Origin of the sequence: Rhodococcus sp. DN22 (assembly GCF_036669995.1) — a bacterium.
Lineage (GTDB): Bacteria > Actinomycetota > Actinomycetes > Mycobacteriales > Mycobacteriaceae > Rhodococcus_F > Rhodococcus_F erythropolis.
The window spans coordinates 2,594,300-2,619,370 of record NZ_CP133326.1 but is presented as its reverse complement, the minus strand read 5'-3'; the positions used below and the strand labels follow the sequence as shown (position 1 = coordinate 2,619,370).

25 protein-coding genes are annotated in these 25,071 nt (G+C 59.6%); 11 read left to right on the top strand and 14 right to left on the bottom strand.

What is annotated here, in order from left to right; all coding sequences use genetic code 11:
* The first annotated feature begins 600 nt into the window (after nucleotides 1-600).
* Nucleotides 601-1,125, top strand: coding sequence for a hypothetical protein (locus tag RA302_RS12020; RefSeq protein WP_338480831.1), 525 nt, complete (start codon nucleotides 601-603; stop codon nucleotides 1,123-1,125).
* Here RA302_RS12020 and RA302_RS12015 read toward each other — a convergent pair.
* The 3 genes from RA302_RS12015 to RA302_RS12005 are packed head-to-tail and all read right to left on the bottom strand — an operon-like array spanning nucleotide 1,122 to nucleotide 2,666.
* Nucleotides 1,122-1,592, bottom strand: coding sequence for a restriction endonuclease (locus RA302_RS12015; protein ID WP_338480829.1), 471 nt, complete (start codon nucleotides 1,590-1,592; stop codon nucleotides 1,122-1,124). The genes RA302_RS12020 and RA302_RS12015 overlap by 4 nt on opposite strands.
* A 34-nt stretch (nucleotides 1,593-1,626) precedes the next feature.
* Nucleotides 1,627-2,007 (bottom strand): hypothetical protein, encoded by a 381-nt coding sequence (locus tag RA302_RS12010; RefSeq protein WP_338480827.1) that lies wholly within the window; start codon nucleotides 2,005-2,007, stop codon nucleotides 1,627-1,629.
* Entirely contained in the window at nucleotides 2,004-2,666 is a 663-nt protein-coding gene (locus RA302_RS12005) for a DUF3644 domain-containing protein (protein ID WP_338480826.1), read from the bottom strand. Before RA302_RS12005 ends, RA302_RS12010 begins: the two co-directional genes overlap by 4 nt.
* Nucleotides 2,667-2,722: 56 nt before the next feature.
* Here RA302_RS12005 and RA302_RS12000 point away from each other — a divergent pair, with 56 nt between their 5' ends.
* On the top strand, nucleotides 2,723-3,214 hold the full coding sequence (locus tag RA302_RS12000) for a hypothetical protein (protein WP_338480824.1): 492 nt from the start codon (nucleotides 2,723-2,725) through the stop codon (nucleotides 3,212-3,214).
* Nucleotides 3,215-3,787: 573 nt separating this feature from the next.
* On the opposite strand, the gene RA302_RS11995 is transcribed toward RA302_RS12000, so the two are convergent.
* Nucleotides 3,788-4,162, bottom strand: coding sequence for a restriction endonuclease (locus RA302_RS11995; RefSeq protein ID WP_338480822.1), 375 nt, complete (start codon nucleotides 4,160-4,162; stop codon nucleotides 3,788-3,790).
* A 256-nt stretch (nucleotides 4,163-4,418) separates the two neighbouring features.
* Between RA302_RS11995 and RA302_RS11990 the strand changes: the two genes are divergently transcribed.
* The 3 genes from RA302_RS11990 (at nucleotide 4,419) to RA302_RS11980 (ending at nucleotide 8,862) form a co-directional block, all read left to right on the top strand.
* Nucleotides 4,419-5,804 (top strand): hypothetical protein, encoded by a 1,386-nt coding sequence (locus RA302_RS11990; protein ID WP_338480820.1) that lies wholly within the window; start codon nucleotides 4,419-4,421, stop codon nucleotides 5,802-5,804.
* Nucleotides 5,805-6,996: 1,192 nt separating this feature from the next.
* Nucleotides 6,997-7,731, top strand: coding sequence for a hypothetical protein (locus tag RA302_RS11985; RefSeq protein WP_338480818.1), 735 nt, complete (start codon nucleotides 6,997-6,999; stop codon nucleotides 7,729-7,731).
* Between the two features lie 795 nt (nucleotides 7,732-8,526).
* A complete protein-coding gene (locus RA302_RS11980) occupies nucleotides 8,527-8,862 on the top strand; it encodes a hypothetical protein (RefSeq protein ID WP_053062013.1) in 336 nt (111 codons plus the stop codon).
* 230 nt (nucleotides 8,863-9,092) lie between these two features.
* On the opposite strand, the gene RA302_RS11975 is transcribed toward RA302_RS11980, so the two are convergent.
* A complete protein-coding gene (locus RA302_RS11975) occupies nucleotides 9,093-9,899 on the bottom strand; it encodes an AraC family transcriptional regulator (protein WP_338480815.1) in 807 nt (268 codons plus the stop codon).
* 144 nt (nucleotides 9,900-10,043) lie between these two features.
* On the opposite strand from RA302_RS11975, the gene RA302_RS11970 reads away from it, so the two are divergent.
* From RA302_RS11970 to RA302_RS11960, 3 genes are all read left to right on the top strand, one after another.
* Nucleotides 10,044-11,051 carry an iron-siderophore ABC transporter substrate-binding protein gene (locus RA302_RS11970; protein ID WP_338480813.1) on the top strand — a complete coding sequence of 336 codons (1,008 nt, stop codon included), beginning with the start codon at nucleotides 10,044-10,046 and terminating at the stop codon, nucleotides 11,049-11,051.
* Nucleotides 11,052-11,133: 82 nt separating this feature from the next.
* On the top strand, nucleotides 11,134-11,367 hold the full coding sequence (locus RA302_RS11965; RefSeq protein ID WP_019747974.1) for a hypothetical protein: 234 nt from the start codon (nucleotides 11,134-11,136) through the stop codon (nucleotides 11,365-11,367).
* 97 nt (nucleotides 11,368-11,464) lie between these two features.
* Nucleotides 11,465-12,646: an RtcB family protein gene (locus tag RA302_RS11960; protein WP_338480811.1), complete on the top strand. Its 1,182-nt coding sequence runs from the start codon at nucleotides 11,465-11,467 to the stop codon at nucleotides 12,644-12,646.
* Nucleotides 12,647-12,711: 65 nt separating this feature from the next.
* On the opposite strand, the gene RA302_RS11955 is transcribed toward RA302_RS11960, so the two are convergent.
* The 6 genes from RA302_RS11955 to RA302_RS11930 all read right to left on the bottom strand — a co-directional run bounded on the left by RA302_RS11955 (nucleotide 12,712) and on the right by RA302_RS11930 (nucleotide 18,414).
* Nucleotides 12,712-13,017, bottom strand: a complete 306-nt coding sequence (locus RA302_RS11955) for a DUF2469 domain-containing protein (protein ID WP_003942715.1) — start codon at nucleotides 13,015-13,017, stop codon at nucleotides 12,712-12,714.
* Between the two features lie 37 nt (nucleotides 13,018-13,054).
* A complete protein-coding gene (locus RA302_RS11950; RefSeq protein WP_338480809.1) occupies nucleotides 13,055-13,735 on the bottom strand; it encodes a ribonuclease HII in 681 nt (226 codons plus the stop codon).
* Nucleotides 13,736-13,785: 50 nt separating this feature from the next.
* A complete protein-coding gene (gene lepB, locus RA302_RS11945; RefSeq protein WP_003942787.1) occupies nucleotides 13,786-14,589 on the bottom strand; it encodes a signal peptidase I in 804 nt (267 codons plus the stop codon).
* Between the two features lie 55 nt (nucleotides 14,590-14,644).
* Nucleotides 14,645-14,986 (bottom strand): 50S ribosomal protein L19, encoded by a 342-nt coding sequence (gene rplS / locus RA302_RS11940; protein ID WP_003942791.1) that lies wholly within the window; start codon nucleotides 14,984-14,986, stop codon nucleotides 14,645-14,647.
* Nucleotides 14,987-15,075: 89 nt separating this feature from the next.
* Complete coding sequence (locus RA302_RS11935) at nucleotides 15,076-15,963, bottom strand: hypothetical protein (RefSeq protein WP_003942742.1); 888 nt, start codon at nucleotides 15,961-15,963, stop codon at nucleotides 15,076-15,078.
* A gap of 105 nt (nucleotides 15,964-16,068) precedes the next feature.
* Entirely contained in the window at nucleotides 16,069-18,414 is a 2,346-nt protein-coding gene (locus RA302_RS11930) for a Tex family protein (RefSeq protein WP_338480805.1), read from the bottom strand.
* A 75-nt stretch (nucleotides 18,415-18,489) separates the two neighbouring features.
* Between RA302_RS11930 and RA302_RS11925 the strand changes: the two genes are divergently transcribed.
* On the top strand, nucleotides 18,490-19,476 hold the full coding sequence (locus RA302_RS11925) for a serine hydrolase (protein ID WP_029255127.1): 987 nt from the start codon (nucleotides 18,490-18,492) through the stop codon (nucleotides 19,474-19,476).
* A 26-nt stretch (nucleotides 19,477-19,502) separates the two neighbouring features.
* Here RA302_RS11925 and rffA read toward each other — a convergent pair whose 3' ends face one another.
* Together rffA and RA302_RS11915 are read right to left on the bottom strand one after the other, a co-directional pair.
* On the bottom strand, nucleotides 19,503-20,645 hold the full coding sequence (gene rffA, locus RA302_RS11920) for a dTDP-4-amino-4,6-dideoxygalactose transaminase (protein ID WP_021343913.1): 1,143 nt from the start codon (nucleotides 20,643-20,645) through the stop codon (nucleotides 19,503-19,505).
* The gene (locus RA302_RS11915; protein WP_019747967.1) at nucleotides 20,635-21,621 is read right to left on the bottom strand and encodes a glycosyltransferase; all 987 of its coding nucleotides are present in this window, start codon (nucleotides 21,619-21,621) and stop codon (nucleotides 20,635-20,637) included. The genes rffA and RA302_RS11915 overlap by 11 nt, the downstream gene beginning before the upstream one ends.
* A 171-nt stretch (nucleotides 21,622-21,792) precedes the next feature.
* Between RA302_RS11915 and RA302_RS11910 the strand changes: the two genes are divergently transcribed.
* A complete protein-coding gene (locus RA302_RS11910; protein ID WP_338480800.1) occupies nucleotides 21,793-23,991 on the top strand; it encodes a hypothetical protein in 2,199 nt (732 codons plus the stop codon).
* Nucleotides 23,988-24,434, top strand: a complete 447-nt coding sequence (locus tag RA302_RS11905) for a GtrA family protein (RefSeq protein ID WP_020969332.1) — start codon at nucleotides 23,988-23,990, stop codon at nucleotides 24,432-24,434. The genes RA302_RS11910 and RA302_RS11905 overlap by 4 nt, the downstream gene beginning before the upstream one ends.
* Nucleotides 24,435-24,439: 5 nt before the next feature.
* On the opposite strand, the gene RA302_RS11900 is transcribed toward RA302_RS11905, so the two are convergent.
* Nucleotides 24,440-25,018 (bottom strand): TetR family transcriptional regulator, encoded by a 579-nt coding sequence (locus RA302_RS11900; protein ID WP_338480798.1) that lies wholly within the window; start codon nucleotides 25,016-25,018, stop codon nucleotides 24,440-24,442.
* Nucleotides 25,019-25,071: the final 53 nt, after the last annotated feature.

Here is a 25,071-nt window from a genome sequence, read left to right as displayed (position 1 = left end):
TCACGTTTGGAGCGCGATAAATACGGATGGTGTCGCCAAGAACCGAACACACGTCGTCATAAGCGATATGCGCGTGCTCTAACGGCGCTACGAGCGTGAGTTGCATTGAAGTGTTTACAGATGCCACGACCGCTCTCTCGCAACCTTCTACGCTCAACGAGCCTACATACAGAACGTCACCGTCCGCGTAGTCCGCGGCACTCAGGAGGTTGAGCACGGTATCGCCAGCAGCAGCAGGCTCGAGGAGCTGCGTGCGCTCTTTGATGTTGTGTGGTGCGAAGGATTCAATATTCAGTGTTATAGACATGCGATGGGTTCCGGCTATCTATTCCTCAATATGGACTGAGCAAGTCAAACGGTCAAGCCTCCACCATTGAGTTCGAGCGACTACGGCATAATCGTGGGCTAAAGTTGCTGCAACTCAATCAGGGAGGCGCTCCATGCCCAGCTCAGACGAGAACAGCTCCACCACACCCGCCAGTTCCGATTCGCAGCAGCAAAGCACTCCACCCACAACTGGCGAAACGGCCCGACGACCTGGACTGAACAGCGTTAGCACCAATAGCCGTCCACCCCGCGAGACAACCCGACATCGACGTGATGGCTGAGGATTCCAGCGGCTATAAGGTCCGTGCGACCTACATCGCCGAGCGCAAGAAGGCAGAGTTTGAAGCGCGCAAGCGCGTTGAGGACCGCGGTGGCACTATCACCGCCGCCAGCTCTGCTCTGGTTACCTTTGTCTTCGGGATAACAGTCTTCTTGACGGGCAAGGACTTCACCAAGCTGGTTAGCGGTTCAGCTGCGATCATACTTCTCTTTGCCCTCCTTGCGTTCACGGTGTCTGCGGCACTCGGGATTTTCGTGCAGAATGCGCCACTCAAGTACAAGGCAGCAGACCAACCAACGCTTGAGTCATTTCTTCAGCAGAATGCCCTTTGGAACAGTTCAGAACGTGACGCAGCCAACGACTGCGCATGGCTCGATATTGACTCGATCTTTTCACTACAGGAGACCACGAAGCTCAAGGCAAGAATCGCGACAGTCGCGCTGTCGGTTCAAGCCTTGGCGATACTGCTTCTCGTCGTCTCACTAGCACTTGACTTCCACACAAGAGGATTGCTCTAGGAGGTCCAGAGCAGTACCGTCCCGCTAGTCACGAGGATCAAGATGACTGTCAGGACAGCGACAAGCCGCCAGTTGGTCGGAGCCTCAGCAGCGCTGGCCGGCACTTTCGAGGTCGACGCGAGGAACCGCTTCGCCACGTCGTTCACGCCCTCGGCTACACCGGCCGGGTCGTAGGTCATGAGCATCATCCCGACCTGGTCGGCGTACTTGATCGCCTGGTCGCTGTAGCCACTCGCCGAGAACAAGAACAACTGCTCAGTACCAGTCCCCCGCGCTCCATAGAGCTTCTGTACATCGCGACTCCCCGTCACCCCGCCCTTCCACTTCACCTGCGCCAGGGCTCGGGAAGATCGGACATCCAAACCGCCGTCAGCACCACCAGTTGTAGCCACAGCACCCGAGAAGCCCCAGCTCTTCAGGCGTTCGGCGTTCAGTTCGGCTTGGTGCGGAGTGGTGATGTAGTCCATCTAACCCCAGTATCGAACAGCCGCAACAGATCTCCTAGCTTTCCGCATCCTCCGGCTTCCAAGCAGCCACCGCATCGTATATCTCATCGTCCGACAGCTTGCGCACCAAGTACTTCACCCAGGCAGGCGTATAGACGTGCTTGCCAACCAGTTCATTCATATAGCAGAACTGCGATTTTGTTCTATAGGCATCTTCCCCATTTGGAAGCCGAACCCCGTAGTAGCGCCACGCCTGAGTATGCATATGCAGAGTGAAGGGCCGCTCGATCTGAGCATCGACCTGTTCAACGACCTGTCCCGGCAAGTATTCGTCGGAACCACTGACAGGCACTTTCCGGTCCCGAATCACCGTCTGAACCTTCTCGATGACGCTGCGCTCTTCATCTGTCAGCTCGTCATAGCGAACAAAGGTCATGGCGGCATCGGCTTCTGTTTTCGATCCGGTGTGGGGATCAAGTACACCTTGAACTCGTAACGCTGATCTTCAGCAATCCCAGCCTCGACGCCCGTGTCGTAGTCCTGAACCCACTCAACGACGCCCCTCGGCACCCGCTCGCGGACCTTCTTGATTGAGTCGACCGCGTCACCCGTTATCGACGACAGGAAGAGAGGGAACCGGAGTTCATCAGCTAGCCCTTCGTCCTCGCCGAACAGCTCGACAACTGTCTGCTCGTAGTTCAGCAGGTACGCCTGCGTTCGTCCTGCCACAAGCGCAGCAATATCTCGCTCATATCGGTGTTCAATCTGGTTTCGCAGGCCAGTGAAGAATTCCAAGTTCGCTTTGCGCGGATCATTTGGCGCAAAGAACTCTTCGCTCAGGTCGCGCAGGCTGCGATGCTTGAAGCCACCGTCATCAGGATGCCGCACACGATGACCACGTTCATTGCGGATGTAGATGTTCTGCCCGGACTTCTCGAAGTGCGCTTGGAGCAGTTTAAGCCACCCCATCGTCACGTGAACGATGAAGGCCTCTAGCTGACGCTCCGTCCCCGATCTGTTGTAAAGATCAACAGCGAGCCGGACCTCATTCTTAGAGTCCTGGAGTGCATGCCACCATTTGGGCCTTCTTGCCATGATCGACAGTATTTCAGCCGCTACCGACACAAGTAGACGCCGCGTACGATCTCATCGTGGGATTCACACTTCGGCCCGTCTTCAGCGCCATCGGTAGCGTCACCTCAGCAATTGCTACTGGTGTGGGCAGTCTGTTCGCGCCGGAGCCTCGAGACCCTTCAGCAGCGCCCAATGACGCGCTGCGAATCCTTGAGAACCGATTCTTCGAGGGGCTACTCGACACGTCTGAACTACTGTCGGCAGCTGGTGACTACTCGGACGAATCACGATCGAAAAGAGAAGAAGAAGAGGGTGGGTTCGTTCTGACTTTCGGGACACCATACGAGCTCAAGGAAGCACAACGCTGCGTCGATGAAGCGCGCAAGCACATCGCCACTCTCTGGGACGTGCACCAGCGACTTGTACGGATCACCGAGCCCCCCATCGCCAAGGCCGCAACGACAGCGGTCTCCGATCTGGATGCATGGGCACGCGTGGTGAATCCGACGAGCACGAGCAGGCCTAGCTCGATCAGTGAGTACGCCCGCGCTGTTCGTCGAGGGAACTAGAAGAGACCGCCCCATCTGGAGCGGTCTCAGCGCTTTTATGCGCCAGTGCCGTAGGTCTTGGACATCTACTTGCTCTGCGCAGCCTTCTTGATCTTCTCAGCCTCAGTCTTCGCGTCAGCAACGACCTTGTCGGCCTCTACGGAAGTGCCAGTCAGCTGGCACTTTCCCGTCCACGTTCGGCCTCTCGACAGCAGTGAACCAGGTCGCTATGCACACCCGCGACATCAGCAAACGCGGCGCGCGGGGGTTCGAGTGGAGAAACCGTATGACAGTCATGTCTTCAGTAAAAGACTCGACCACGGCCATCTCACACTGCTCGCGAGCCAGCTCACCCACGTAAATAATCGGACCGATTTCACACCCAGTTGCGACCTTGATTCCAGTCGCACCCTCAGGAACGCCCTCGACCAAGGACGTCCGTTCACGGATTCTGTTTGGACTGAATCAATCTACTTGAAGCGTCGTACTCATATTCTCTTCTGAAGATATATCAGATTGCGAAAATGAATATTAATAAGACGATCATGGCGGAGATCAGTGCGGCGATAAGCCAGAGACCCAGCCCTGGAACTGTCACCAAACCTTCGGCTGCTTCAACACCAATGCTGCGTGTGCATTCACTGCTGCCATCAGGCCAACCGGGTCGTACGTGAACAACCCGATCCCCACTTCATCGGCATACGCAACCGCAGCTTTGCTGCAACTCGATGCCACAAAGAAGAACGATGCCTTCTTGGCGTCAGTCTCCCGCGCACCGTAAAGCTGCTGCATCTCGGCCCGGACCGCGGCGCCGACCTTCCACTTCACCTGTGTCAGGGCATGTGATGATCGACCATCAATTCCGCCGTCCGCTCTCCCAGTCGTTGCGACCGCATCAGCGAAGCCCCAGGACCTCACAGCCTCGGCGGGGTTCAACTCTGCTTTGTTCGGCGTGGTAATGCACCGCATCCGACCTCGACTAAATATACATCGCATTTAGCATCCAGTGTCATTCAAATAGACGACAGTCCAGGCAACCCACAGATGCTACTATCCGCCGATGGGAATTGGGAACCGAAAAGGGACAACATTCCGGCTAGTGCTTCTTTTCGGCATACTCACGATAATATTGCCGAGTTGTAGTACTGATTCGCCGGGCACTAATGAGCAGGTTCCAGCATCTGCGCAAATATCTGACGAGGGTTTTCACATACAGTACGACGAATTGACTGTCGAAGGAACCGGGAACAGCGGTGATGTGGGGGCAAGCGCTAGTGTTGATCAGGACGGCGTCAGCACCATCCAGGGTGATCAGAACATGCTCATAACCATCAGCGACCGATACCAGGTCGTCATCGAGGATTCCGATGGGCAACCGAACGCCCCTATCGCCCTGCGTTTCCGCGTCGATGGTGAAGCGGTGCAGAGAGCAATAGATTCCGGGGGTGAGGTGGCGGTCCTCTCAGAATCAGCAGGTGCAGATACCCCATCGATTGTAGATGCACAGTTCAACCCCAATGACTCGACGGTGACGGCAACGGTAGACCATCTCAGCTGGTTCCAAGCTGTCATCTTCAACACCAATGAATTCTTGAACAAAGCAGGACAGGGGATCAAGGAAGTCCTGGGAACCGGGTTCACCAAGCCTGACTGCGTTGGAGATCAGATCAAATATTCGACGTACAGCGTTCAAATATCAGCACTAGCGGACGATGTAGCGTGGACATGCCTCCGATCAACCTGGACAGGCACGCTCGACTCCCCTCAAACAGTCGAGCTGCATTCTAACTCTCCAGTGCCGTGGGTGATTTCTAGCGATCCTTCCCCGCTTGCTATTAACAAAACGAAAACAGACAGCCAGAACCGCTCACTTTCGATAGCTTACGAGCAGCTTATGGGTTCAGATGTCAGTTTCCTCGGTCCAGGCGATGCGCTGACGCTCGACTTTAAGCAATACGTCGGCTCACCTAAGTCGGGCACACTAACACGCGACCCCAAGCTTGATAACGCTGCTTTCTCGTCGTGGGGGTATGCATACGCTCTCGAAAATATCTCTTCCGCACTGTTCCCGCCAGCAAAGGTGATCAAGGTCCTAGTCGGGTGCTCCTCAGAGATAAACAATCTTCTCGACACAGTTCAGACCGCGGCCAATTGCGGCAAAGAATTCGGATCGACTGCCATTTCATTCGTCCTGAGCACAGTTGCGGTGTCGAAGATATATGACTTTAGTGCGAAGTTCGGGCTGGACAACATACCCAATAGCGCAACATGGAAAGTGTCGCGAGTCGGAGGTGAGTCCAGTGGAGGCGAAATCAGTGCAGCCCCGAGCAATAGTGGACCCGCTGCTGACTACGCGCCCAAAGAGTGCGGTCCCGTTACCGACCGTCGCGGCAAGACCGCGACGGTCTTGAACGAGAACGCGGTCATCGACTGCACAGAAGCTGTCTCTGTCATGAGTCAATACCTGAACGATCCCAACGTAAATGATCGAACCTACCGTTTCGACGGGTGGACCTGCTCAGTACTTGGCGCCGCAGAGGAAGAGAAGATGGGCCACGTCATCAAGTGCGAACGGGAGGACAAGGCGGCGATCATGCTAGCAACGCGGTGAGCAGTAATTGGGTGGAGCAGGCAAACACCTCTCTGTAGACGGAACCAGACAAGAGCGCTCGTTGAGCCTGGGCCTAGTGCTGTACATCGAACGTGCAGTAGCTGGCGGGACCTACCTCGGACCGATGCTGATCAACTCGCGATTGACAAGATGGACATCGCCGCGAGGTTCAACCGTGACCGGATCGCTGCGTTCGGCGGTTGGAAGAGCACTGTTGCGACGGTGGGGATTACCAACTCCGCACTTGACCACGCTAAAGAGCGCCGCGAGAACTCTTGCTCGACCATGCCTGACGGTGTTACCGAACGCCTGAAGGCGGAGTGGTACCGCCGAACAGGATTTCGCCTTAAACGCGGCGCAAAGAACGGCTTTAGTCACCGAGTCAGAACGGGTTCCACCAGTTGATGAACTCGATCCACCACGAGCCCGGAAAGAGCAAAGTATCGAGAAACGGGTTGGTTAGGTCGGGCAAGCTTCCAATCATCGTCATCTCCTCAGAACGGGTTCCACCATGCTGTGAGCGGTCTCAGGAACGGGTACCAAAACAAGACTTCTTCGGGAATGTCAGCCACGTTTCCGATCATGCTGGCGTATCGCACGTCACACAGACCGTGTTAACGACGCATTGATCCAGGGAAGTCTTCGATCTAGACGTTACGGACTAGCTCAGGTGGGTTCTCGCTGCGCTGGTCGATGTAGTCATCGCCAGCACTCAGGACGTGGGCAGTCGTTGAAACGAAGGTTCGCTCCGGTCCCTGCTGTTTGGATTAGAAGATTGCCGCGACCACCAACGAATGCCAACGGTCCCCCTCGCCGCACGTTGAGGTCTTCGATCTCATTCCAATCGCAGTGTGTCTCGCAGCTGAAGAACAGACTCCCCCCAGTTCTTGATCGTCACGCCGCTGTCGTTGTGAATCGCACCGGAGTTTCCGGGGCACATCAAAGTCTCTGGACTCTTGTGCCCCTACGAATCGCGTCCCAACCACCACCCTCGACCCACCACCACAAAACCAAGCCACCCGAAAACAACCTGTTGACAACTCAGAACCTGTGGAATTCGGCAGCGCGGTACACCGACGAACGCCCGAACCGCGACAATTTTCTGAAACCCACCACAATTTGGACGAAAGTCCAGTAGAACTAGTTACAGTTTTGCTCAAACCGTCACGCACCCCGCTGAATGGAGTTCTACATGGCCCGCCGCTCACTTCGCCACGCAGTAGCAACCACTACATCCCTCGTTCTCATCGCCGCCGGCGTCACTGTTGGACTTGGAGCCTCGGTAGCGCAAGCAGCACCGGCATGCGCGCTCAACCAGTCGGTCACCGACGATTGGCCCGGCTCCGTCTGGACGCCCTACACCGTCAGCAAGGAGGTCGTCGGCGACGGCAAGGTCGCAGCGGGTCAGACGGTCACCTACATCACCAAGGTTTCCGGTTCGGGAGCACTCGTCAACGAGATCCGCGATTTCCACCCGGCGGGATTCCAGCTGGTGAAGGCTCGCCTGAACGTCAAATGGCTTATCGGCGACCAGAAGTGGGACGACGTCACCAAGACCGTCGTCGTCGGCAACAACTCCGTGGTGGCAAAGGGCGGCGGATGGACCACTGCGGGCGGCGGCGTCATCGCTTTGGAAACCACCTACAAAGTTCCCGATAACGCAGTTGTAGGCACGCAGCTCGACAGCGGCGCCGGCACCAACATTGTGCTGGCGGCGGGCGACTGGAACATCAATCCGATGGGCGTCTGCGTCACCATCCGGCAGCCGAACCCCGTCGAGGCGGGCGCCGGAAGCCTCGAGGACATGGGCTTCGGCTCACTCAACTCCGGATCAGGCCAGGTATTCGGCTCCCTGACCGACCCGCAGGGGTCGATGACCAATGTCATCAGCGGTGTCTTGGGCAATGTGCTCGGCAACATGAGCTGACTCAGTTCAGATTAGTAAATCGGCCGAGCTACCAGCGGATGCTGGTAGCTCGGCCCATTTCGATGTTCTGGAAGTATCTTCCGCCCTTGAAATCAACAATCACTTCCGGCGTTCCGACACTGAATGTAGAGGCTTACGACATCGAACCGCGGTCTGGATCGCCCGACGAGACAAGGCCGTGACTCCACAGATTGGTACTAATCTCCATAAGAATCGAACTACCCACTGGTTAAATCCCCGACGAACGAACACTAGTCCTATTCTAGGCGAACCGTCCAGGCGGTCACCGTCGTAGATCCATTGCTCCGCTCGCCAGATCTATTCACAATTCGTTCGAGGTGGACAGACAGCCTATTGGCAAGCATGTGCGACCTTGAACGACAGTCAACTGGCGCGAATTTTCCCGTACCGACAACTTAAGAACTCCACGAAACATTCACTTGTATAGTTTGTCCGACAGATTACAGTTGCAATTCAACTCACCCATAACCGGAGCAGCTTCCACAGGAGAAAGTTGGTGCTCGAATGACGCAGCCACCCAACTCGCCATTTGGTCAACCTAACCAAGAGCCCCCGCCACCCGAATACTGGCTCGCTCAGCACCAAGCACCGGCGCCAGAATCGGATCAACCTTACGAACCCCATCCCGGACCCGAGACAGAGTGGCGATTCGCAGGTGTACCGCCAGTTGGATTCGTACAGGCCGACTCTCCCCTCCCTTCCAACTACATGCCAAATATCGTGGCAGCTCTACTTGCATGTTTCGGGATAATTGTCGGAAGTCTCGGTCCATGGGTGACATTTCTCAACTTCTCAAAGTCCGGTGTCGACGGCGACGGCGTCCTAACACTCGTTCTCGGCGCGGCGGCAGCAATCGCGCTGTTCACCATTCTGTCTAGAGGAGGAAAGGCCAAGTTTGGCGACCGGTGGGTCGCGCCAGCGGCAGGTGCAGTCACGGTCGTGATCGGAATAATCGACGCCATGAACGTGTCAGACGCAGAAGCAACCATTCTTCGCACCACCGTTTCTCCATCGATCGGGTGGGGTCTTTGGGTTCTCCTCCTGTCCGGCGCAGCATTGTGTGTTACCTCTTCTACTGTTGCGCAGATCGTCGGGAAGCGCTCGCGATGAGTACATGTCTGAATATCGTCTAATCGCCATCGAAAGGCTGCTCATAGGCGATTGATCGAGCGTCTACGAGCAGCTTTTGAATAAAATCCAATGCACACGGCGACTCGCAGCCACCACAAAGCCAGCCTGAGTAATGGGAGGTGTCACCCTCCGCCTTTCGTCTGTCGTCGCGAGCAAAATCTATCTACTGTCGCCTCCGAGCGGGCGGCGTCCGTTGTAAATTCAGCAAATCACCGCATCAGCTTTCTGCCGTACCTGGCCGGCGTCGTACCGAAGGTTTCCCGAAATGCGGCGATGAACCCACTGCTGGTGCGGTAACCAACCTGCGGGGCAACGTCATTGACACCCTCACCCCGCGCGAGCATCTCGAGCGATGCGTACATGCGTGCTCGAGTTCTCCACTGCCCGAAGGTAATCCCGGTATCGGCGACAAAGGCTCGCATCAAGGTCTTGGAACTGACCCCGAGTTCGCCCGCCCACTCCCCCAGCGTCCGTGAGTCTGCCGGATCGGCAAGGATGCGGGCAGAAACCGAACTCGCCGCAGCATTACGAGGAACCGCGAGGACGTCGTGCCGTTCGGGCGCGGCAGCAAGAATGTCGTAGAGCAACTCCTGACTCATCAACCGCCGAGCGTCGTCGATGGTCCGATCTACGAGATGACGCAGCAATTGAGCGGACAGAGCATCGACTTCGAGAACAAGTGGCTGAGTCCACCGCGGCCCGGCAGGGCGTAGATCCGGACGCGCATAGGCCGCAATCATGCACCCCTCCGTCAGAAGTGTCATGTCGTGGAGAACGGTGCCCGGCAACCAGACCAAGTGCTCGCTGTGCAGGTGCCACACATTTCCCCCGGCAGCAATCTGCATCGTCCCTTCACTCATCCAGGCGATCTGATGCTCGGGGTGTCGATGAGCTCCGTACGCAGTCACTCCGTCGACGACGTTGGTGTAAACCTGAAAATCCTTGAATGTCCGTCCGCGACTATCGGGTAGCGCTAGCAAGGACTTTGGACGAGTCGAGTACTCGATAGTGGACATTTTGCGTCTTTCTGGGCGTATCCGAGTCCATCCTGAAGGATGGACCGACGATCCTGCAAAGGTTAGCCTCACTTTATTGCTGACGCGACCAGTTCAGCACTTCACGCGGAACTCAGATCACTTCGCCCACCACTTCGAAGGAGCATGGACGTGCCCTCACGTAGCACCCGAATCCTCGCCGCCTTATTCACGACGGCCGCGATCATCGGGTTCTCGACCGCCTGTGGAACCTCGCAAGGCGTCGACACCGCATCAGCGACCCAGAGCAACGACGCATTCCCCGTGACGATCGAGCACGCACAGGGTTCGACGACCATCGATGCCGAACCGCAGCGGGTAGTGACACTCGGATACACCGATCACGAACCACTGCTCGCCTTGGGAGTCGAACCCGTAGGCATGGCCGAATGGTGGGGGTCCGGCATGGATGAAAGCTGGCCGTGGACGAAGAATTACTGGAAGGGGAAAACTCCGACCTACATCAACAGCGGCGGAGACTTCAACTTCGAGCAAATCGCCTCCCTCGCACCAGATCTGATCCTAGCGCTGTACGCCGACATCGACACGGAGACCTACAAGAAGCTGACCTCGATTGCGCCGACTGTCGCGCAGAGCAAGGACTACGACGCATACACAACGCCGTGGACCGACATGACACTCACCGCCGGGCGCGCCCTCGGCAAAGAACCACAAGCTCAGCAACTGATCACGGATACCGAAAACGCGTTTGCCACCGCTCGCGCTGCACACCCGGAGTTTTCCGGGCAAACCGCAACGATCGTCAACCTCGACACTCCCGAGGGATACGTGTTCTCGTCGCACGACCCACGCGGCATCTTCCTCTCGTCACTCGGATTCACCCTCCCCCCGACGGTCGACGCATTCGTCGGCGACCAGTTCGGCGACTGGCTGCCGAACGAGCGATACGACATCCTCGAACCCGTTGATCGTTTGATCGTGATGGCCGATCCGGAGGGAGAGAAGGCCCTCCCCGGCCACACTCTCTACCAGCGGCTACCCGCCGTGAAAAACGGAAATGCGATAGTCGTGCGATACACCGCAGATCCACCCGTCGGCGCGGCGATGTCCGGCAATACCGTCCTGAGCATTCCGTACGCCATCGACCAACTGACCGCCACATTGTCGAAGTAACCAACAATTCCAGGTATCGAAAATATGTTCGAATAATGCTAGCCTCAAACCCAGGAAGCACTCACGGACATCGAGGATCACCATGGACGAGGTACCGGAGACAGCGCTAGATCTTGCACGACTCGATCTGGCTCGGCTGGTCGACGAGTTGACGGTTCTCGACCAGCGACGCGTCGACATCGGCGAGAGCTTGGTTCAACTCGAGTACCTCTACGCCAGGATGGGCGCACGGCAACAGGCAGATGCTGCTCGAAAAGCCTTCCAGGAGAAGTACGTCGGACGGATCTACGAACTCGCAGACGGTCTGCGCACCTGAAAAGAGGTTGCACACAACCACTGACGGAGCGCATGGTCATTCCTGCACGACACACCGGACCGATCGGTTCGGCTGTGAACTATGTGGGAGAAATCTGATGGAGAAGATCACCAAGAGGCTGTGGAACTGGGCATCGATACTCGACGAGAACACTCGCGAGCAAGCGCTGCGTACGTCCCAGATGCCTTTTGTCCGTCCACATCTGGCGCTTATGCCGGATGCGCACCTCGGTGCGGGAGCGACGGTGGGTTCGGTCATTCCGACGGAAGGCGCAATCATGCCCGCCGCCGTCGGAGTCGATATCGGCTGCGGAATGATTGCGGTCAAAACCCAGTTCAGTGCACGCGACCTTCAAGGCCGCGACCTGAGCGTTCTTCGCCACAGCATCGAACGCTCCGTTCCGCTCTCGGCAGGTGTCTACAACAAGACGCTGAGCGACACGGCGCAAATCCGCATCGCAGAACTCGAGGCAATTGCGGGCGATCGCCTGGCCTTCTACGACAAGTTCAAGAACAACTGGAGGTTTCAGCTCGGAACGCTGGGTTCTGGCAACCACTTCATCGAGGTGACGCTCGACGAGAGCGACGGCGTCTGGCTGTTCCTGCACTCGGGCAGCCGCGGTATCGGAAACAAGCTCGCACAGCATCACATCAAGATCGCCAAGGACTTGTGCGAGCGGTGGTACATCAACCTTCCCGATCCGGATCTTGCCTACCTGGTCGAGAAGACGCCCGAATTCGACTCGTACATCACCGATCTCAACTGGGCTCAGCACTTCGCTCTGCTCAACCGCGAAGAGATGATGGACCGCGTGGTGAACGACTTCGCGCACTTCATGGGTGACGGCAGGCCCGCGATCATCGACGAAGTCGAGCGGATCAACTGCCACCACAACTTCACCCAGAAGGAGTTCCATATGGGCCGGGGCGTGTGGCTGAGCCGTAAGGGTGCGATCAAGGCAGACGAGGGCACGCCCGGGCTCATCCCCGGTTCGATGGGGACGGCGAGTTACGTCGTCGTCGGCAAGGGAAACGTGCCGTCGTTCAAGTCCAGCCCCCACGGCGCGGGTCGGGTGTACGGACGTAACCAGGCACGCAAGATCTTTACGATCGAAGATCTCGACAAGGCAATGGTCGGCATCGAATACAAGCGTTCCGCGGCGTTCCTCGACGAGATCCCGGGTGCGTACAAGGACATCGACGTCGTGATGGACGACGCGAAGGACTTGGTCGAGATTCGACACACGCTGCGTCAGATCGTGAATGTCAAGGGCAACTGACCCCGCGCAACTCCGCGAAATGCAAAGTGCCCCGCCGATATCGGCGGGGCACTTCGTTGTCAAGATCAGTCAGGAAGGCGCAGATCCGGCTTGTCCAGCTCTTCGATGTTGACGTCCTTGAACGTCACGACGCGCACGTACTTCACGAATCGCGCCGGGCGGTACATGTCCCACACCCAGGCGTCGGACATCCGCAGTTCGAAGTAGATCTCCCCGTCTGAATTGTGGGGCAGCAACTCGACCGTGTTGGCCAGGTAGAAACGTCGTTCGGTCTCCACGACGTAGGAGAACTGTCCGACGATGTCCCGGTATTCACGGTAGAGCGACAGCTCCATCTCGGTTTCGTACTTCTCGAGATCCTCGGCACTCATCGGTTTAGCCAGTCCTCCCAGTTCGTCTGAACGTCCATCATCCCGTACGGCCCGCGCGTTGTTCCAACCGGACTCCCGCAGCCACCACGTTTGCGTAGGTCATGCGATGCTCGGGGCACGGCCCCAGCTCGTCGAGAGCGTCCATGTGCAACGGCGTGCTGTATCCCTTGTGAATCGCGAAGCCGTATCCGGGATGAGTGTTGTCCATCTCGGTCATCACACGATCTCGGGTCACCTTCGCGAGAACGCTGGCCGCGGCGATACATGCAGCGGCGCCGTCACCGCCGATGACCGGTAGCGACGGAGCCGTCAGACCCGGAACCCGGAACCCGTCGGTGAGGACGTAGCCCGGTTCGAGATCGAGGCCCGCGACTGCGCGACGCATCCCCTCGATGTTGGCGACGTGGATACCGATCTGATCGACTTCCGCAGCGGGTACCGAAACGACACTCCACGCCAACGCCAAGCGCTTGATCGCCGGGAAAAGCTCCTCGCGCGCACGTTCGGTCAGCTTCTTCGAATCGTCGAGCCGTGCCAGTGCCGCTTGCGGTTTCGGCGCCAGGACACACGCGGCAATGACGAGTGGACCAGCGCACGCTCCGCGCCCGGCTTCGTCGACGCCGGCGACCGGACCGAGTCCGGTTCGCGCCAACGCAGACTCCATCGTCCGCAGACCTGCCGATCTGCGAATGACAACGCGAGGGGGCCAACTACTCACTGTCTCTGCCTATTCGGAACTACGCGAATCCATGTGTGCGGTCCGACAACTCAATTGCCCTGAATGTCGGGCGCATCGATGCCGCCCATTCGCGACGGGGGAAGAACGATGAATCGAGCTTGACCGATGATGTTGTCGATCGGGACGGTTCCCTGGAACTCGTCGTCGACGTGGTAGCGCGAGTCGGCGGAATTGCTGCGGTTGTCACCCATGACCCACACGTGGCCCTCGGGAACGGTGATCGGTCCGAAGCAGCGGCCCGACTTCAATTCGGTGTCACACGTTTGCGTTCCCGGAGTGAACGGGAAATCCATCTTGATGTACGGCTCGTCGAGCGGCTTGCCGTCGACCAGGACTCGGCCCTGATCGTCGCAGCATTCGACGGTCTGGCCGCCGGTAGCGATCACTCGCTTGACCAAGTCGTTCTCGTCCGGCGGAACGAGGCCGACCCACGAACCGACCTCTTGAATGCCGCGAACTACAACGTTGTCGGACCGATTGGACACATATTTCGTGTTCCACGAATCGGGTCCCTTGAAGACGACGACGTCGCCGGGTTCCGGATCGCCGAAGCGGTATCCGATCTTCTCCACCACGATGCGGTCACCGGTACATCCCGCACAGCCGTGCAGTGTCGGTTCCATCGACTCGGATGGGATGAGAAAAACTCTGAAGACAAATGCCTGAAGGACGATGCTGAGTACCAGCGCTACGCCGATCAGAACAGGGAGTTCTCGCAGAAACGATCGCTGTTTCTTCTGCGGCCGATGTGAGGTCGGTTCCGCGGAACCGCTTGATCCCTCGTGATTCTCGGGTCCGGACGACAATGCCTGCTCCTTCGAAGAATCTGCCACAGAAACCAGATTAGCCCGACACCGCGTGTACGCGGTGCCGGGCTCATCGGAAAGATCAGCGCTTTTCCTTGATCTTCGCCTTCTTGCCACGAAGCTCACGGAGGTAGTACAGCTTGGCGCGACGGACGTCACCGCGGGTCAGAACCTCGATGGAGGCCAGCGTGGGGCTGTGAACCGGGAAGGTGCGCTCGACGCCGACGCCGAAGGAGACCTTACGGACGGTGAAGGTCTCGCGAACGCCGCCGCCCTGGCGACGAATAACGACGCCCTTGAAGACCTGCACGCGCTCCTTGGAGCCTTCGATAACCTTGACGTTCACGTTGAGCGTGTCGCCGGGACGGAACTCGGGGATGTCGTCGCGGAGCGACTTTTTGTCCAGGAAGTCCAGGGTGTTCATATGTCATCCTTGTATTTCGCAGGAGCAGAGGAACCGAGCGGCACGCGTTTCGGTCTCCCGAAACGGCGCTCGTCTGGTTCGTGCCCAGATCAAGTGCTGCTGCCTGGTCCAGGCAACCCGTCCATTGTGCCAGACGCGGACACCAGCGGGGAAATCGGTGGCGGCGGAGCCGCGTGAATGGTGTGGTCCAGTTCCTGCTCGGCCGCGGTCATCGCATGCTCGACGCTCGGTGATCCGGCAATGAGATCCTGGACGTAGATCTTGGCCCGGATGACCGGTCGACGCCATTTCCGCTCACGCTCGAGCGCGCGGTTCATCCGTTTCGGCTTGCGCGTGTACCGCCAGCGAGCCCACGGTGCACCCGGCCGGCTCAAGCGAACCGCTCCGATTACCAGCAGCGGAAAGACGAACAGGCCGACGAGCCCCGTCCATATCTTCCCCTTGAGAATCACGATTGCCGCCAAGGCGAAGTTGATCAACGCGACAAAAACGAACACCAACTTGATCCACGGATCCCGTTCTTCACGGAACCCGGCGACGTCGAGAAGTTCGAGCGGGCGGAAACCCAACAGCACCAGACCGGTCACGGCGATTGCGACGAAAACCGCATCCACCGAGGTCCGACCTTGCTCGGACCAGTACACATCCTTCAGATAGAAGATCAGTGCGAACTCGTCGAGCACCAATGCCGCACCCATACCGAAGATCGCCGCCAGGACGGCACCGGTGGTCTGCGAACCATCGACGTAGACCGCGATCAGCGCACCACCGGAGATCATCATGGCGATCACACCGAACACGACGTGATGCACGTGCTGACCTCCGGGCGCGATGTTGCCCGGCCACCATTTCACCTGCGCACGGATCATCCGGACGCTGAGACGGATGAAGAGGAAGGCAGAGAGGAATCCGAGCAGGAAGAACAGCAATGGCAATCGGCCATGGGCGATGATCTCGCGCTCGAGCCACTCCCGCATCACTGTCCTCCCTTCACCGAATTTCAGATCCGATCATTCTTCCGATTGATACCGCCAACCGACTCGAATGAGACGATACGGACTCCGAAAACCCGGCGGACGGAATTACTTGCCGAAGCCCGCCTTGCGCAGAGCCTCAGCCATCGACCCGGCAGCGGGCGCGCGGTTGTCCGGACGCGACTCGCGTCCACCCTGACGTCCGCCACTACCTCGTTGCTGACCCTGCCCCTGCCCCTGACGCTGACCCTGCGGCTGGCCCTGACGCTGAGGTTGCCCACCTCGCGGGCCTTCGGACTTGCGGTGTGCGCCCACCTCGTCGTCGAGACGAAGCGTCAGCCCGATGCGTTGGCGTGCCTCGTCCACTTCGAGGACCTTCACCTTGACGACGTCACCTGACTTGACGACCTCGCGTGGGTCCTTGACGAAGTTGTGTGACATCGCCGAGACGTGAACCAGACCGTCCTGATGAACTCCGATGTCGACGAAGGCACCGAAGGCTGCGACGTTGGTGACCACACCTTCGAGAGTCATACCGGGCTTGAGATGCGCGACTTTCTCGATGCCTGCGGCAAAGGTCGCGGTCTTGAATTCGGGTCGTGGATCTCGTCCCGGCTTCTCCAACTCGGAGATGATGTCGGTGACGGTCGGTAGACCGAATCGCTCGTCGACGTAGTCGGACGCCTTGACCGATCGAAGTGCCTGCGAGTTTCCGATCACGGTGCGCACGTCCCCGCCGGCACTGGCAACGATCTTGCGAACCACCGGATATGCCTCCGGGTGGACGCTCGACGCGTCGAGAGGGTCGTCGCCGTCGGTGATCCGCAAGAAGCCTGCGCACTGCTCGAAAGCCTTGGGTCCCAGTCGGGAGACGTCCTTGAGTCCCTTGCGGGACTTGAACGGACCGTTCTGGTCCCGATGGGCGACGATGCTCTCCGCTAGGGAACCTGCGATTCCGGACACCCGAGCGAGAAGTGGCACGGACGCGGTGTTGACGTCGACGCCGACCGAGTTGACGGCATCCTCGACGACGGCGTCGAGCGAACGTGAGAGCAGCGATTCAGTGATGTCGTGCTGGTACTGACCGACACCGATGGACTTGGGATCGATCTTGACCAACTCCGCCAACGGATCCTGCAGGCGACGCGCAATGGACACCGCACCGCGAATCGAGACGTCGAGGTCGGGAAGTTCCTGCGACGCGTAGGCCGAAGCCGAGTACACCGATGCGCCTGCCTCGGAGACGACGATCTTGGTCAGGTTGGGCGCGCCGGTCTTCTTGATCAGTTCGGTAGCGAGCGTGTCGGTCTCGCGTGAGGCCGTGCCGTTGCCGATGGCGATCAGTTCGACGCCGTGCTTGGCGACCAGCCCGGCAAGCGTCGCAAGCGCCGCGTCCCACTTGTTCTGCGGCTGGTGCGGGTAAATCGTCTCGTATGCAACAACTTTGCCGGTTCCGTCGACGACGGCAACCTTAGTTCCGGTGCGAAATCCGGGGTCGAGTCCCATGGTGGGTCGGGCGCCGGCGGGAGCCGCGAGGAGTAGATCCTTGAGGTTGGTGGCGAAGACGTCGACGGCGTCCTTTTCGGCCGACTGCCGCAGACGCATTCGAGTGTCGATACCGAGCGTGACGGCGAACTTCGTCTTCCACGCCCACTTGACGGTGTCGAGAAGCCACCCGTCGGCGGCCCGACCACGGTCGGCGATCTCGAACCGCGACGCGATGCGGCCTTCGTAGACCGTGCGCTCCCCCGGCGCGAGTTCTTCGGTGTCGGCCGCCATGTTGAGCGACAGCACTTCTTCCTTCTCTCCGCGCAGGACGGCGAGGATGCGGTGCGAGGGCAATTTGGAGAACGGTTCCGAGAACTCGAAGTAGTCAGCAAACTTCGAGCCATCGGTTTCCTTGCCCTTGCGGACCGATGAGACGACCTGGCCGCGACTCCACATAAGCTCGCGCAATTCACCGACCAGATCGGCGTCCTCGGCGAAGCGCTCCACGAGGATCGACCGGGCACCGTCGAGTTGCTCGTCCGAATACTGCGCGGGATCGGTGGTGGGATCTCCGATGAGAGCGTCCGCGACAGGCTCGTGGCCGGCCTCGCGGGCGATCTGCGCCTTGGTGCGCCGCTTCGGTTTGAAGGGGAGGTAGATGTCCTCCAGCCGCGCTTTTGTCTCGGCCAGCATGATCTGACCGCGCAGTTGATCGTCAAGTTTGCCCTGAGAGTCGATCTCCGTGAGCACGGCGTCACGACGGTCGTCGAGCTCGCGGAGATACCGCAGCCGCTCGTCCAGAAGTCGCAACTGGGCGTCGTCGAGCGTGCCGGTGACTTCCTTGCGGTACCGGGCGATGAAGGGCACCGTGGCTCCGCCGTCGAGAAGGTCGACTGCTGCTGCAACCTGGCCTTCGCGGACGTCGAGTTCCTCGGCAATGCGCTGGTTCACGGTCTTGAGAATCACGAGATCCGACCCTACCGCTATCCTGAGACAAGAAGATCGGCAACAGTGCCGTGTCAGGGCTACCGGGGGAAACAGATGAGTACGCGGTACGTCCGGATTGCCGCAATGGCGGCCGCAGTTACTTTTGCGGCTTCGTGCAGCGGTGGACAGAACCCGGATGATTCGATGCAGACCCCCGCCTTCCCCGACACCAATGTTCCGGTCGCGGAGACTCTCGACGGCCGACTGGCTCAAGCTCAGGTGGCGGCGCTCGGGCGTGGTGCGGACGTCTCCATCGCCGTCCTCGATCGATCCTCGGACAAGTACCTCGATGTTGCCGGCGACCAGCAAATCGAAACTGCCTCGGTGGCAAAACTTTTCATCGCCGAGGATCTCCTCCATCAGGACGCTCGCGGCGAGCGGCCCATCACGGACGACGATCGCACCCTCATGGCGGCAATGCTCGAATCCTCCGACGACACCGCAGCCAACCTGCTGTGGGACGAGGTCGGCGGTCAGGAGGTGATCACCCGGGTTGCCGAGCGTTACGCACTGACCGCGACGACGCCGCCGTGGGACGGAATGTGGTGGAACACCGAGACCACGACGCACGACCTGGTCACTTTCTACAACGGCGTCCTCGACGACTCCGACCAACTCGGACCTGAGCGGGTAGAGCAATTCGTCGAGTACCTGAGGCAATCCACTCCCGAAGGAACCGACGGCTACGACCAGAGGTTCGGATTGCCCGAGGCCTTGTTCGGCGAGTCGGTCATCGGAGTCAAGCAAGGCTGGATGTGCTGTGTCGAGGACAAGTGGATCCATCTGTCCACCGGCATCGTCGGTGACGACAACCGATACATCATCGCAATCGGTTCGCGAGAAGACGTCCAGTACACGGACGAGGACAGCTTCTATCCCGACACCTCGTTCACCGACGCCGTCGACGACGAAAGCGCACTGCACGCACGTGACACGGTCACCGGCGTCACACAGATTCTCTTCCCGAGCGGAAGCATCGACGACTGGGCGGCGGCATCCACCACCGCGGATTCGGTGATGCCCGAAGCTTCCGGGCCCTGATTCGATCCACGCGGTCGTGTTCGTCCTCAAGCCTGCTTGTACTCGAGGACCGAACCGATGACCCGTTCCTGTTGTTCGGACGTGAGCATGGGCCACAGCGGCAGTCGAAGGATCGACGCGGAGAACTCGGCGCTACGCACACACGGCTCCGGTGTTCGTCCGTAGCGCACACCGGCCGCACTCGTATCGAGCGGAATGTAGTGGAACGGCGCCACGATTCCGTCGGCGGCAAGATGCCGAATCAAGCCGTCGCGGCTCTCTTCGGTAGGCATCTTGAGATAGAACAGGTGCGCGGTGTGCTCGCGATCATCGGGAACCGCCATGGGAACGACACCGTTCTCGGACGCCCACTCGCCCAGACTCACGCTGTAGGCATCCCAGACGCGATGCCTGGCCGCCTGAATCGCGTCGAACTCCGAGAGTTGTGCGTCGAGGACAGCAGCATTGAGTTCACTGGGCAGATAACTCGACCCGATGTCCTGCCACGAATACTTGTCGACCTGGCCGCGCAGGAAACGCGCACGGTCGGTCCCCTTCTCACGGATGATTTCGGCGCGGGTCATCAACTGATCGTCGGAGAGCAACAGCGCGCCACCCTCGCCGCAGTGAACGTTCTTGGTGTCGTGAAAACTCTGCGTACCGATAGTTCCGATGGTGCCGAGCGCCCGCCCGCGCCACTTTCCGCCGAGCCCGTGAGCGTTGTCTTCGATCAACGCGACACCGTGGAGTTCCGCGAGGTCGAGGAGGGGTTCCATGTCGGCGGCGACTCCGCCGTAATGCATGACCAGTACTGCTTTCGTTCGTTCCGTGATTGCCGCTGCGACGCAGTCGGGATCGATATTGCCGGTACTCGGATCGATGTCGACGAAAACAACAGTGGCACCGCGCAACGCGACGGCGGTTGCCGCCGAACTGAACGCGAAGCTCGGGACGATCACCTCGTCACCTGGGCCCAATTCGAGTAGCAGCGCACCCAATTCGAGTGCGTGCGTGCACGAGGTCGTCAGCAGAGCATGCGTGGATCCGGTGATCGCTTTGAGCGCTGCAGTCGCGGACTTGGTGAAACGTCCGTCACCGTGAATGTGATCGGACTCCAGAACCGTTGCCAGATTCGACAATTCGTTCGATGCCCGATAGGGGCGGGAGAAGATGATGCGATCAGTGCTCACGACTACGCCGATCGATCGAGGTTCCGGGCCGCGGTGAATCGACAGTCAGATACAGAGGCTTTCCGACAAGGACGTGCAGTGCCACGCCAAGGTATTCGGCGATGAGACCGAGCGAGAACAGGATCGCACCCGAACAGACCAGCAGCGCCATGATGATCGACGCCCATCCTTCCGGGTCGTTGTTGTCACCGGTCATGGCTTGGACGAAGATCACCGCAGCCATGATCACACCGGCCGACGCCAGGGTGACCCCGAGCAGACTCACCAGTCGCAGACCGCGTGTTCCGCTACACAACACCATCTTCCAGAACAACGAGAACAAACGGCGATAGTTGTACCCCGATTCCTCGCGGCCTTCCGCTCGAAGTGTCACCGGCGCCGTGGCGGTATTGCCGACAACCCACGTCAGCGCGACGTCCAGATACACACCGTTGGCGGCGACGCCGGCCAACTGTCGGCCGATGTCACCTCGGATCAGGCGGTAACTTTCGAATCTCGTCGAATCAGGGAACGCGAATACCGTCGCCAAGACGATCTTTGCGCCGCGCGAGGTCAGGTTCCGCAAGAATCCATGCGGGCGGGTGTTCGTGGGTTTGGAATACACGAGATCGGATCGCTCCGTCAGCGCGGTGTCGAGGAAAGCCCCGATGTGCACCGGGTCGTGCTGGCCGTCTTCGTCCATCGTCACGATCCACTGGCCACGTGCAACGGCCATACCGGCGATAGTCGCCGCGTCCTGGCCGTAGTTGCGACTGAGCCACACGACACGCACCTGATCGAAACGGCGCTCCAATTCGAGTAACACGACGTCGGAACGGTCCGGACCGTTGTCGTGAACCAGCACGATCTCGTCGACGGTGAACTGCGCTCCACCGGGCGTCGAACTCGGTGCGCACAGGCCGTCCAACTCCTCGACGAGCGCCGTGATCGTCTTTTCGCCCTGATAAACGGGCACTACGACGGAAATCGAGTGCACTCGCTTCCACTCCCTTCAGGGGCTCGACTGGCGCCGAGAGACAGGCACGATCGGGCCCACACCGTCGCGAACTTTAACACGCAGAGATGTCCGGACTTCGGATGCCGACGGCGCGTGATGCGCTCGCGTCTCCGCGCGCCCCACCTGCCCTGTTAAGGTCTGGAACTCGTGGTGGAAACTCGCACTCTCGCCCGGGCAGACGTGTACAAGTGGGGCGCCGTCACGGCGGTCGGTGTCATCGCCGGCTACCTGGCCGTGGTGCTCGCGAACGCTCGTCACTTCTACACCGACGACACCGAGTCCCAGTACGCGCCGCTGTGGGTCATGCTCGGCCGTAGCCTGCGAGAAGGACACCTACCGGTACTCGTCCCCGAGAACTGGATGGCGGGCAACTACGCGATCGAGGAAGCGGGCCTTCTCAATCCGCCACAACTTCTGATCGACCTGATCGCACCGTCCTTCGACAACCTGGCGCTGTACGCGACGATCGTGAAATTGATCTTCGCGATCATCCTTGCGCTGGGCGTCTATCGGATCTGCCTGGAGTACGGCTCGAAGCCCACGTGGGCTGCGGTCGCCGGAGTCTCGATTCCGTTCACCGGTTTCCTCCTCTTCTTCGACTCGGCCAGTTGGATGACAGCCTTCACCGGCACTGCCTGGATGGTTCAGGCGTGGGCCTCGGCAATCCGCTACGCCAGAGGCAAGAGCGGTCCGATCCCGACCTTCGTGTTCTTGTATCTCGCGATGTCGGTCCAATATGTTTTCCCCGCAGTCGAATCCGGCTTGATGATCGTCGCAGTCGCGATCGGCGAAGTTGTCTATCAGCGGCGTTGGCTGCCGTCGCTGCGGCTTCTGGCGGTGTCTGCCTGTGCCGCCCTCGCCGGTCTCGCGACGTATCTGCCGAGCCTGCTCACCGCCGACGTCACCTGGCGCGGTGCATCCGAAGTCAAGAACGACGCATTCCTCGCCGTTCCCTGGTCGGAATCGCTGAACGCGAGCCTGCCGAGCACGATGCCCGCATTCTCCTCGTGGTGGGGATACATCCAGACCATGCCCATGGTCTACGTCGCGTGGTTCCTCATTCCAGCTCTGGCGTTCATCGACTGGGGCAAGGCACGCGCCGCGGCACGCGAATTGACCGCCGTCGGGATCTTCACGGTCGCCGTCCTCATGTGGACTGCCGGGCCGAGCACGATCGGCCCACTGCGGTGGCCCGCGCGCGTGCTTCCGATGGTGGCCATCGGACTCCTGCTTCTGGTGTGCATCCTGCTCGGGCGTTACGCCACGACCGACAAGTTGCGCGGACGCTGCGTTGCAGCGGGAATCCTCGTGGGCCTGCTTTTGATCAGGTCCGCCTCGGCAGCTCCCGGGCTCGCAAAATGGCATGTGATCTCAGCCCTGCTCGTTGCCGCACTCGGCGCCGCGATGGTCTGGCTCGGCCGTACCAAAGGCACTGCTTTCGCATGCCTCGTAGCGATCGTCGCGGTCTCCCCCATCGCCTACGCCCAGGTTCGGGCCGCGCAACCAACCCCGATGAGCTGGAACCTGCCCGAATCCCGCTCGGAGATGAAAGAGACCTTCCCCGACTTCGAAGGCACGACACTGCAACTGGGCGACCGTGCACTCATCGCACCCGGGGACAAAACCCTCGACGGAGCATACGGTTCCCTGGCTTTCGGAAACTACCCCAAAGACCTCGAACTGACCTACACCAGCGGCTACACCCCCAACGGGCACTTCTACTTCGGTGATCTGCTCTGCATGCGCTGGGACATGAGCGTCTGCCCCGACGCCTTCCGGCGGGCATTCACCGTCGAACCCACCACCGGCCGCACCATCGTCGACCTGATGAAGGTGGACCGCGTCGTACTGCAGAACGCCCTCTACCCCGACGCACGTAAGAACCCGGCCCCCGACGGGTGGACATGGGTCGACTACCCCGGACACGAGAACTACATCTCCGTGCTCGAACGCGTCGACGGCCCCGTCTCGACACGAAACGGCCGCATCGCCGATACCCGTGGCGTCGAAGCTGTTTCGACCGCGGAATCGAACATGTCGAGCACCCTTCGTGTCAGTTCGGAGACCGGCGGCAAGGTTGTGTTCGCACGGCTCGGCTGGCCCGGGTATCGAGCTAGCCTCGACGGTCAGCCTGTCCCGATCGACGTCGTCGCGAAGTCCTTTGTCACCGTGGACATCCCAGCCGGGACGAAGGACGCTGAACTTGTCCTCACGTGGCGACCCCCGGGATGGAAGGTCGGCGGCGCTTCGATGGTCGCCGGAATCCTCGGACTCGGCGTGCTCGAGTGGATGTATCTGCGGACACGACGCAAGGACCGGATCAACACCGTGAAAACCGAGTCTTCATGACCGAAGACATCGCATCACCCGAGAACCCCGGCCCACTGCTGCGGGTGGTCAAGCATCAACCCATCGCGTTTGCCATTGTCGGAGTGGCCAACACGGCGATCGGATACGGGCTCTTCGTGATCTGGTCACTGATCCTCGACAACAAGGATCTGTATCAAGTGGCTGTGATCGGTGCGTACTCCATCAGCGTGCTCATCGCTTTCGTTCTGCATCGGACGTTGGTTTTCCGCGTCCGCGGACATGTGGCACGCGACCTGGGCGCGTTCATCGTCGTCAATTCCGGTGGCCTCGTGCTGAATCTGATACTCGGAACGATCGCGGTGTCGATTCTGCATGCCCCGCCGCTTCCCGCCCAGGCGGTTGTCATGTTGATCGTTGCCGGGGTGAGTTTCTTCGGTCATCGATACTTCTCGTTCCGCCGCAAACCTGCCGAGCGGCACTGACCCTTCTACGATTCGCGGGGTAGTGCTCGATCCACCGCGGCCTCGACGATCGTACGAATATCTTCCTCCCCGAACAGGTTCGGCAATGTCAGTCGATCCAGTACGAGCCAGTTCAGCGACAAATAGAGCAGGCGAACGGTCATCGCATCACCCGGCACGCGCGACGCCAGATGATTGGCTACGTTCAGATCGAAGTCTTCTCGGATGCGGACGGTCAGGACCGCTCGCAGGTCCGGACGACGTATCGCCTCCAGCCGCAACTCCATGAGCGCGAGGAAACCCGTTCCAAACGAGGTGACCCGCTCGACCACGTCGAGCATGAGCGTCACCAGTCGCTCACGATCGGTGCCGTTGACAGGATCGATCAATCCCTCGAGGTCGTCCGGAATCAGTCGCTCGTAGATCCGGCCACCGGCTTGCGTGAGTAGGTCGTCGCGATTGGAGAAGTAGTTCGACGCTGTCCCGTTCGGCACGGCTGCCTGGGTGTCGACGGCTCGAAAGGTCAAGCCTCGAGCACCCTCTCGGGCCAACACCTCGATTGCCGCGTCGATCAGGGCAAGCCGTCGTTCCGGGTTCTTTCGCACTTGACATCACTCCTGACACGCCCCTAAGTTAAACCACTACAAACATAGTACTA

Bases quoted from the DNA above. Each gene is read 5' to 3' on its own strand.
- RA302_RS12020 (WP_338480831.1), top strand. From the start codon at position 601: ATGGCTGAGGATTCCAGCGGCTATAAGGTCCGTGCGACCTACATCGCC.
- RA302_RS12015 (WP_338480829.1), bottom strand. From the start codon at position 1,592: ATGGACTACATCACCACTCCGCACCAAGCCGAACTGAACGCCGAACGC.
- RA302_RS12010 (WP_338480827.1), bottom strand. From the start codon at position 2,007: ATGACCTTTGTTCGCTATGACGAGCTGACAGATGAAGAGCGCAGCGTC.
- RA302_RS12005 (WP_338480826.1), bottom strand. From the start codon at position 2,666: ATGGCAAGAAGGCCCAAATGGTGGCATGCACTCCAGGACTCTAAGAAT.
- RA302_RS11995 (WP_338480822.1), bottom strand. From the start codon at position 4,162: ATGCGGTGCATTACCACGCCGAACAAAGCAGAGTTGAACCCCGCCGAG.
- RA302_RS11985 (WP_338480818.1), top strand. From the start codon at position 6,997: ATGGCCCGCCGCTCACTTCGCCACGCAGTAGCAACCACTACATCCCTC.
- RA302_RS11975 (WP_338480815.1), bottom strand. From the start codon at position 9,899: ATGTCCACTATCGAGTACTCGACTCGTCCAAAGTCCTTGCTAGCGCTA.
- RA302_RS11970 (WP_338480813.1), top strand. From the start codon at position 10,044: ATGGACGTGCCCTCACGTAGCACCCGAATCCTCGCCGCCTTATTCACG.
- RA302_RS11965 (WP_019747974.1), top strand. From the start codon at position 11,134: ATGGACGAGGTACCGGAGACAGCGCTAGATCTTGCACGACTCGATCTG.
- RA302_RS11960 (WP_338480811.1), top strand. From the start codon at position 11,465: ATGGAGAAGATCACCAAGAGGCTGTGGAACTGGGCATCGATACTCGAC.
- RA302_RS11955 (WP_003942715.1), bottom strand. From the start codon at position 13,017: ATGAGTGCCGAGGATCTCGAGAAGTACGAAACCGAGATGGAGCTGTCG.
- rplS (WP_003942791.1), bottom strand. From the start codon at position 14,986: ATGAACACCCTGGACTTCCTGGACAAAAAGTCGCTCCGCGACGACATC.
- RA302_RS11935 (WP_003942742.1), bottom strand. From the start codon at position 15,963: ATGCGGGAGTGGCTCGAGCGCGAGATCATCGCCCATGGCCGATTGCCA.
- RA302_RS11925 (WP_029255127.1), top strand. From the start codon at position 18,490: ATGAGTACGCGGTACGTCCGGATTGCCGCAATGGCGGCCGCAGTTACT.
- RA302_RS11905 (WP_020969332.1), top strand. From the start codon at position 23,988: ATGACCGAAGACATCGCATCACCCGAGAACCCCGGCCCACTGCTGCGG.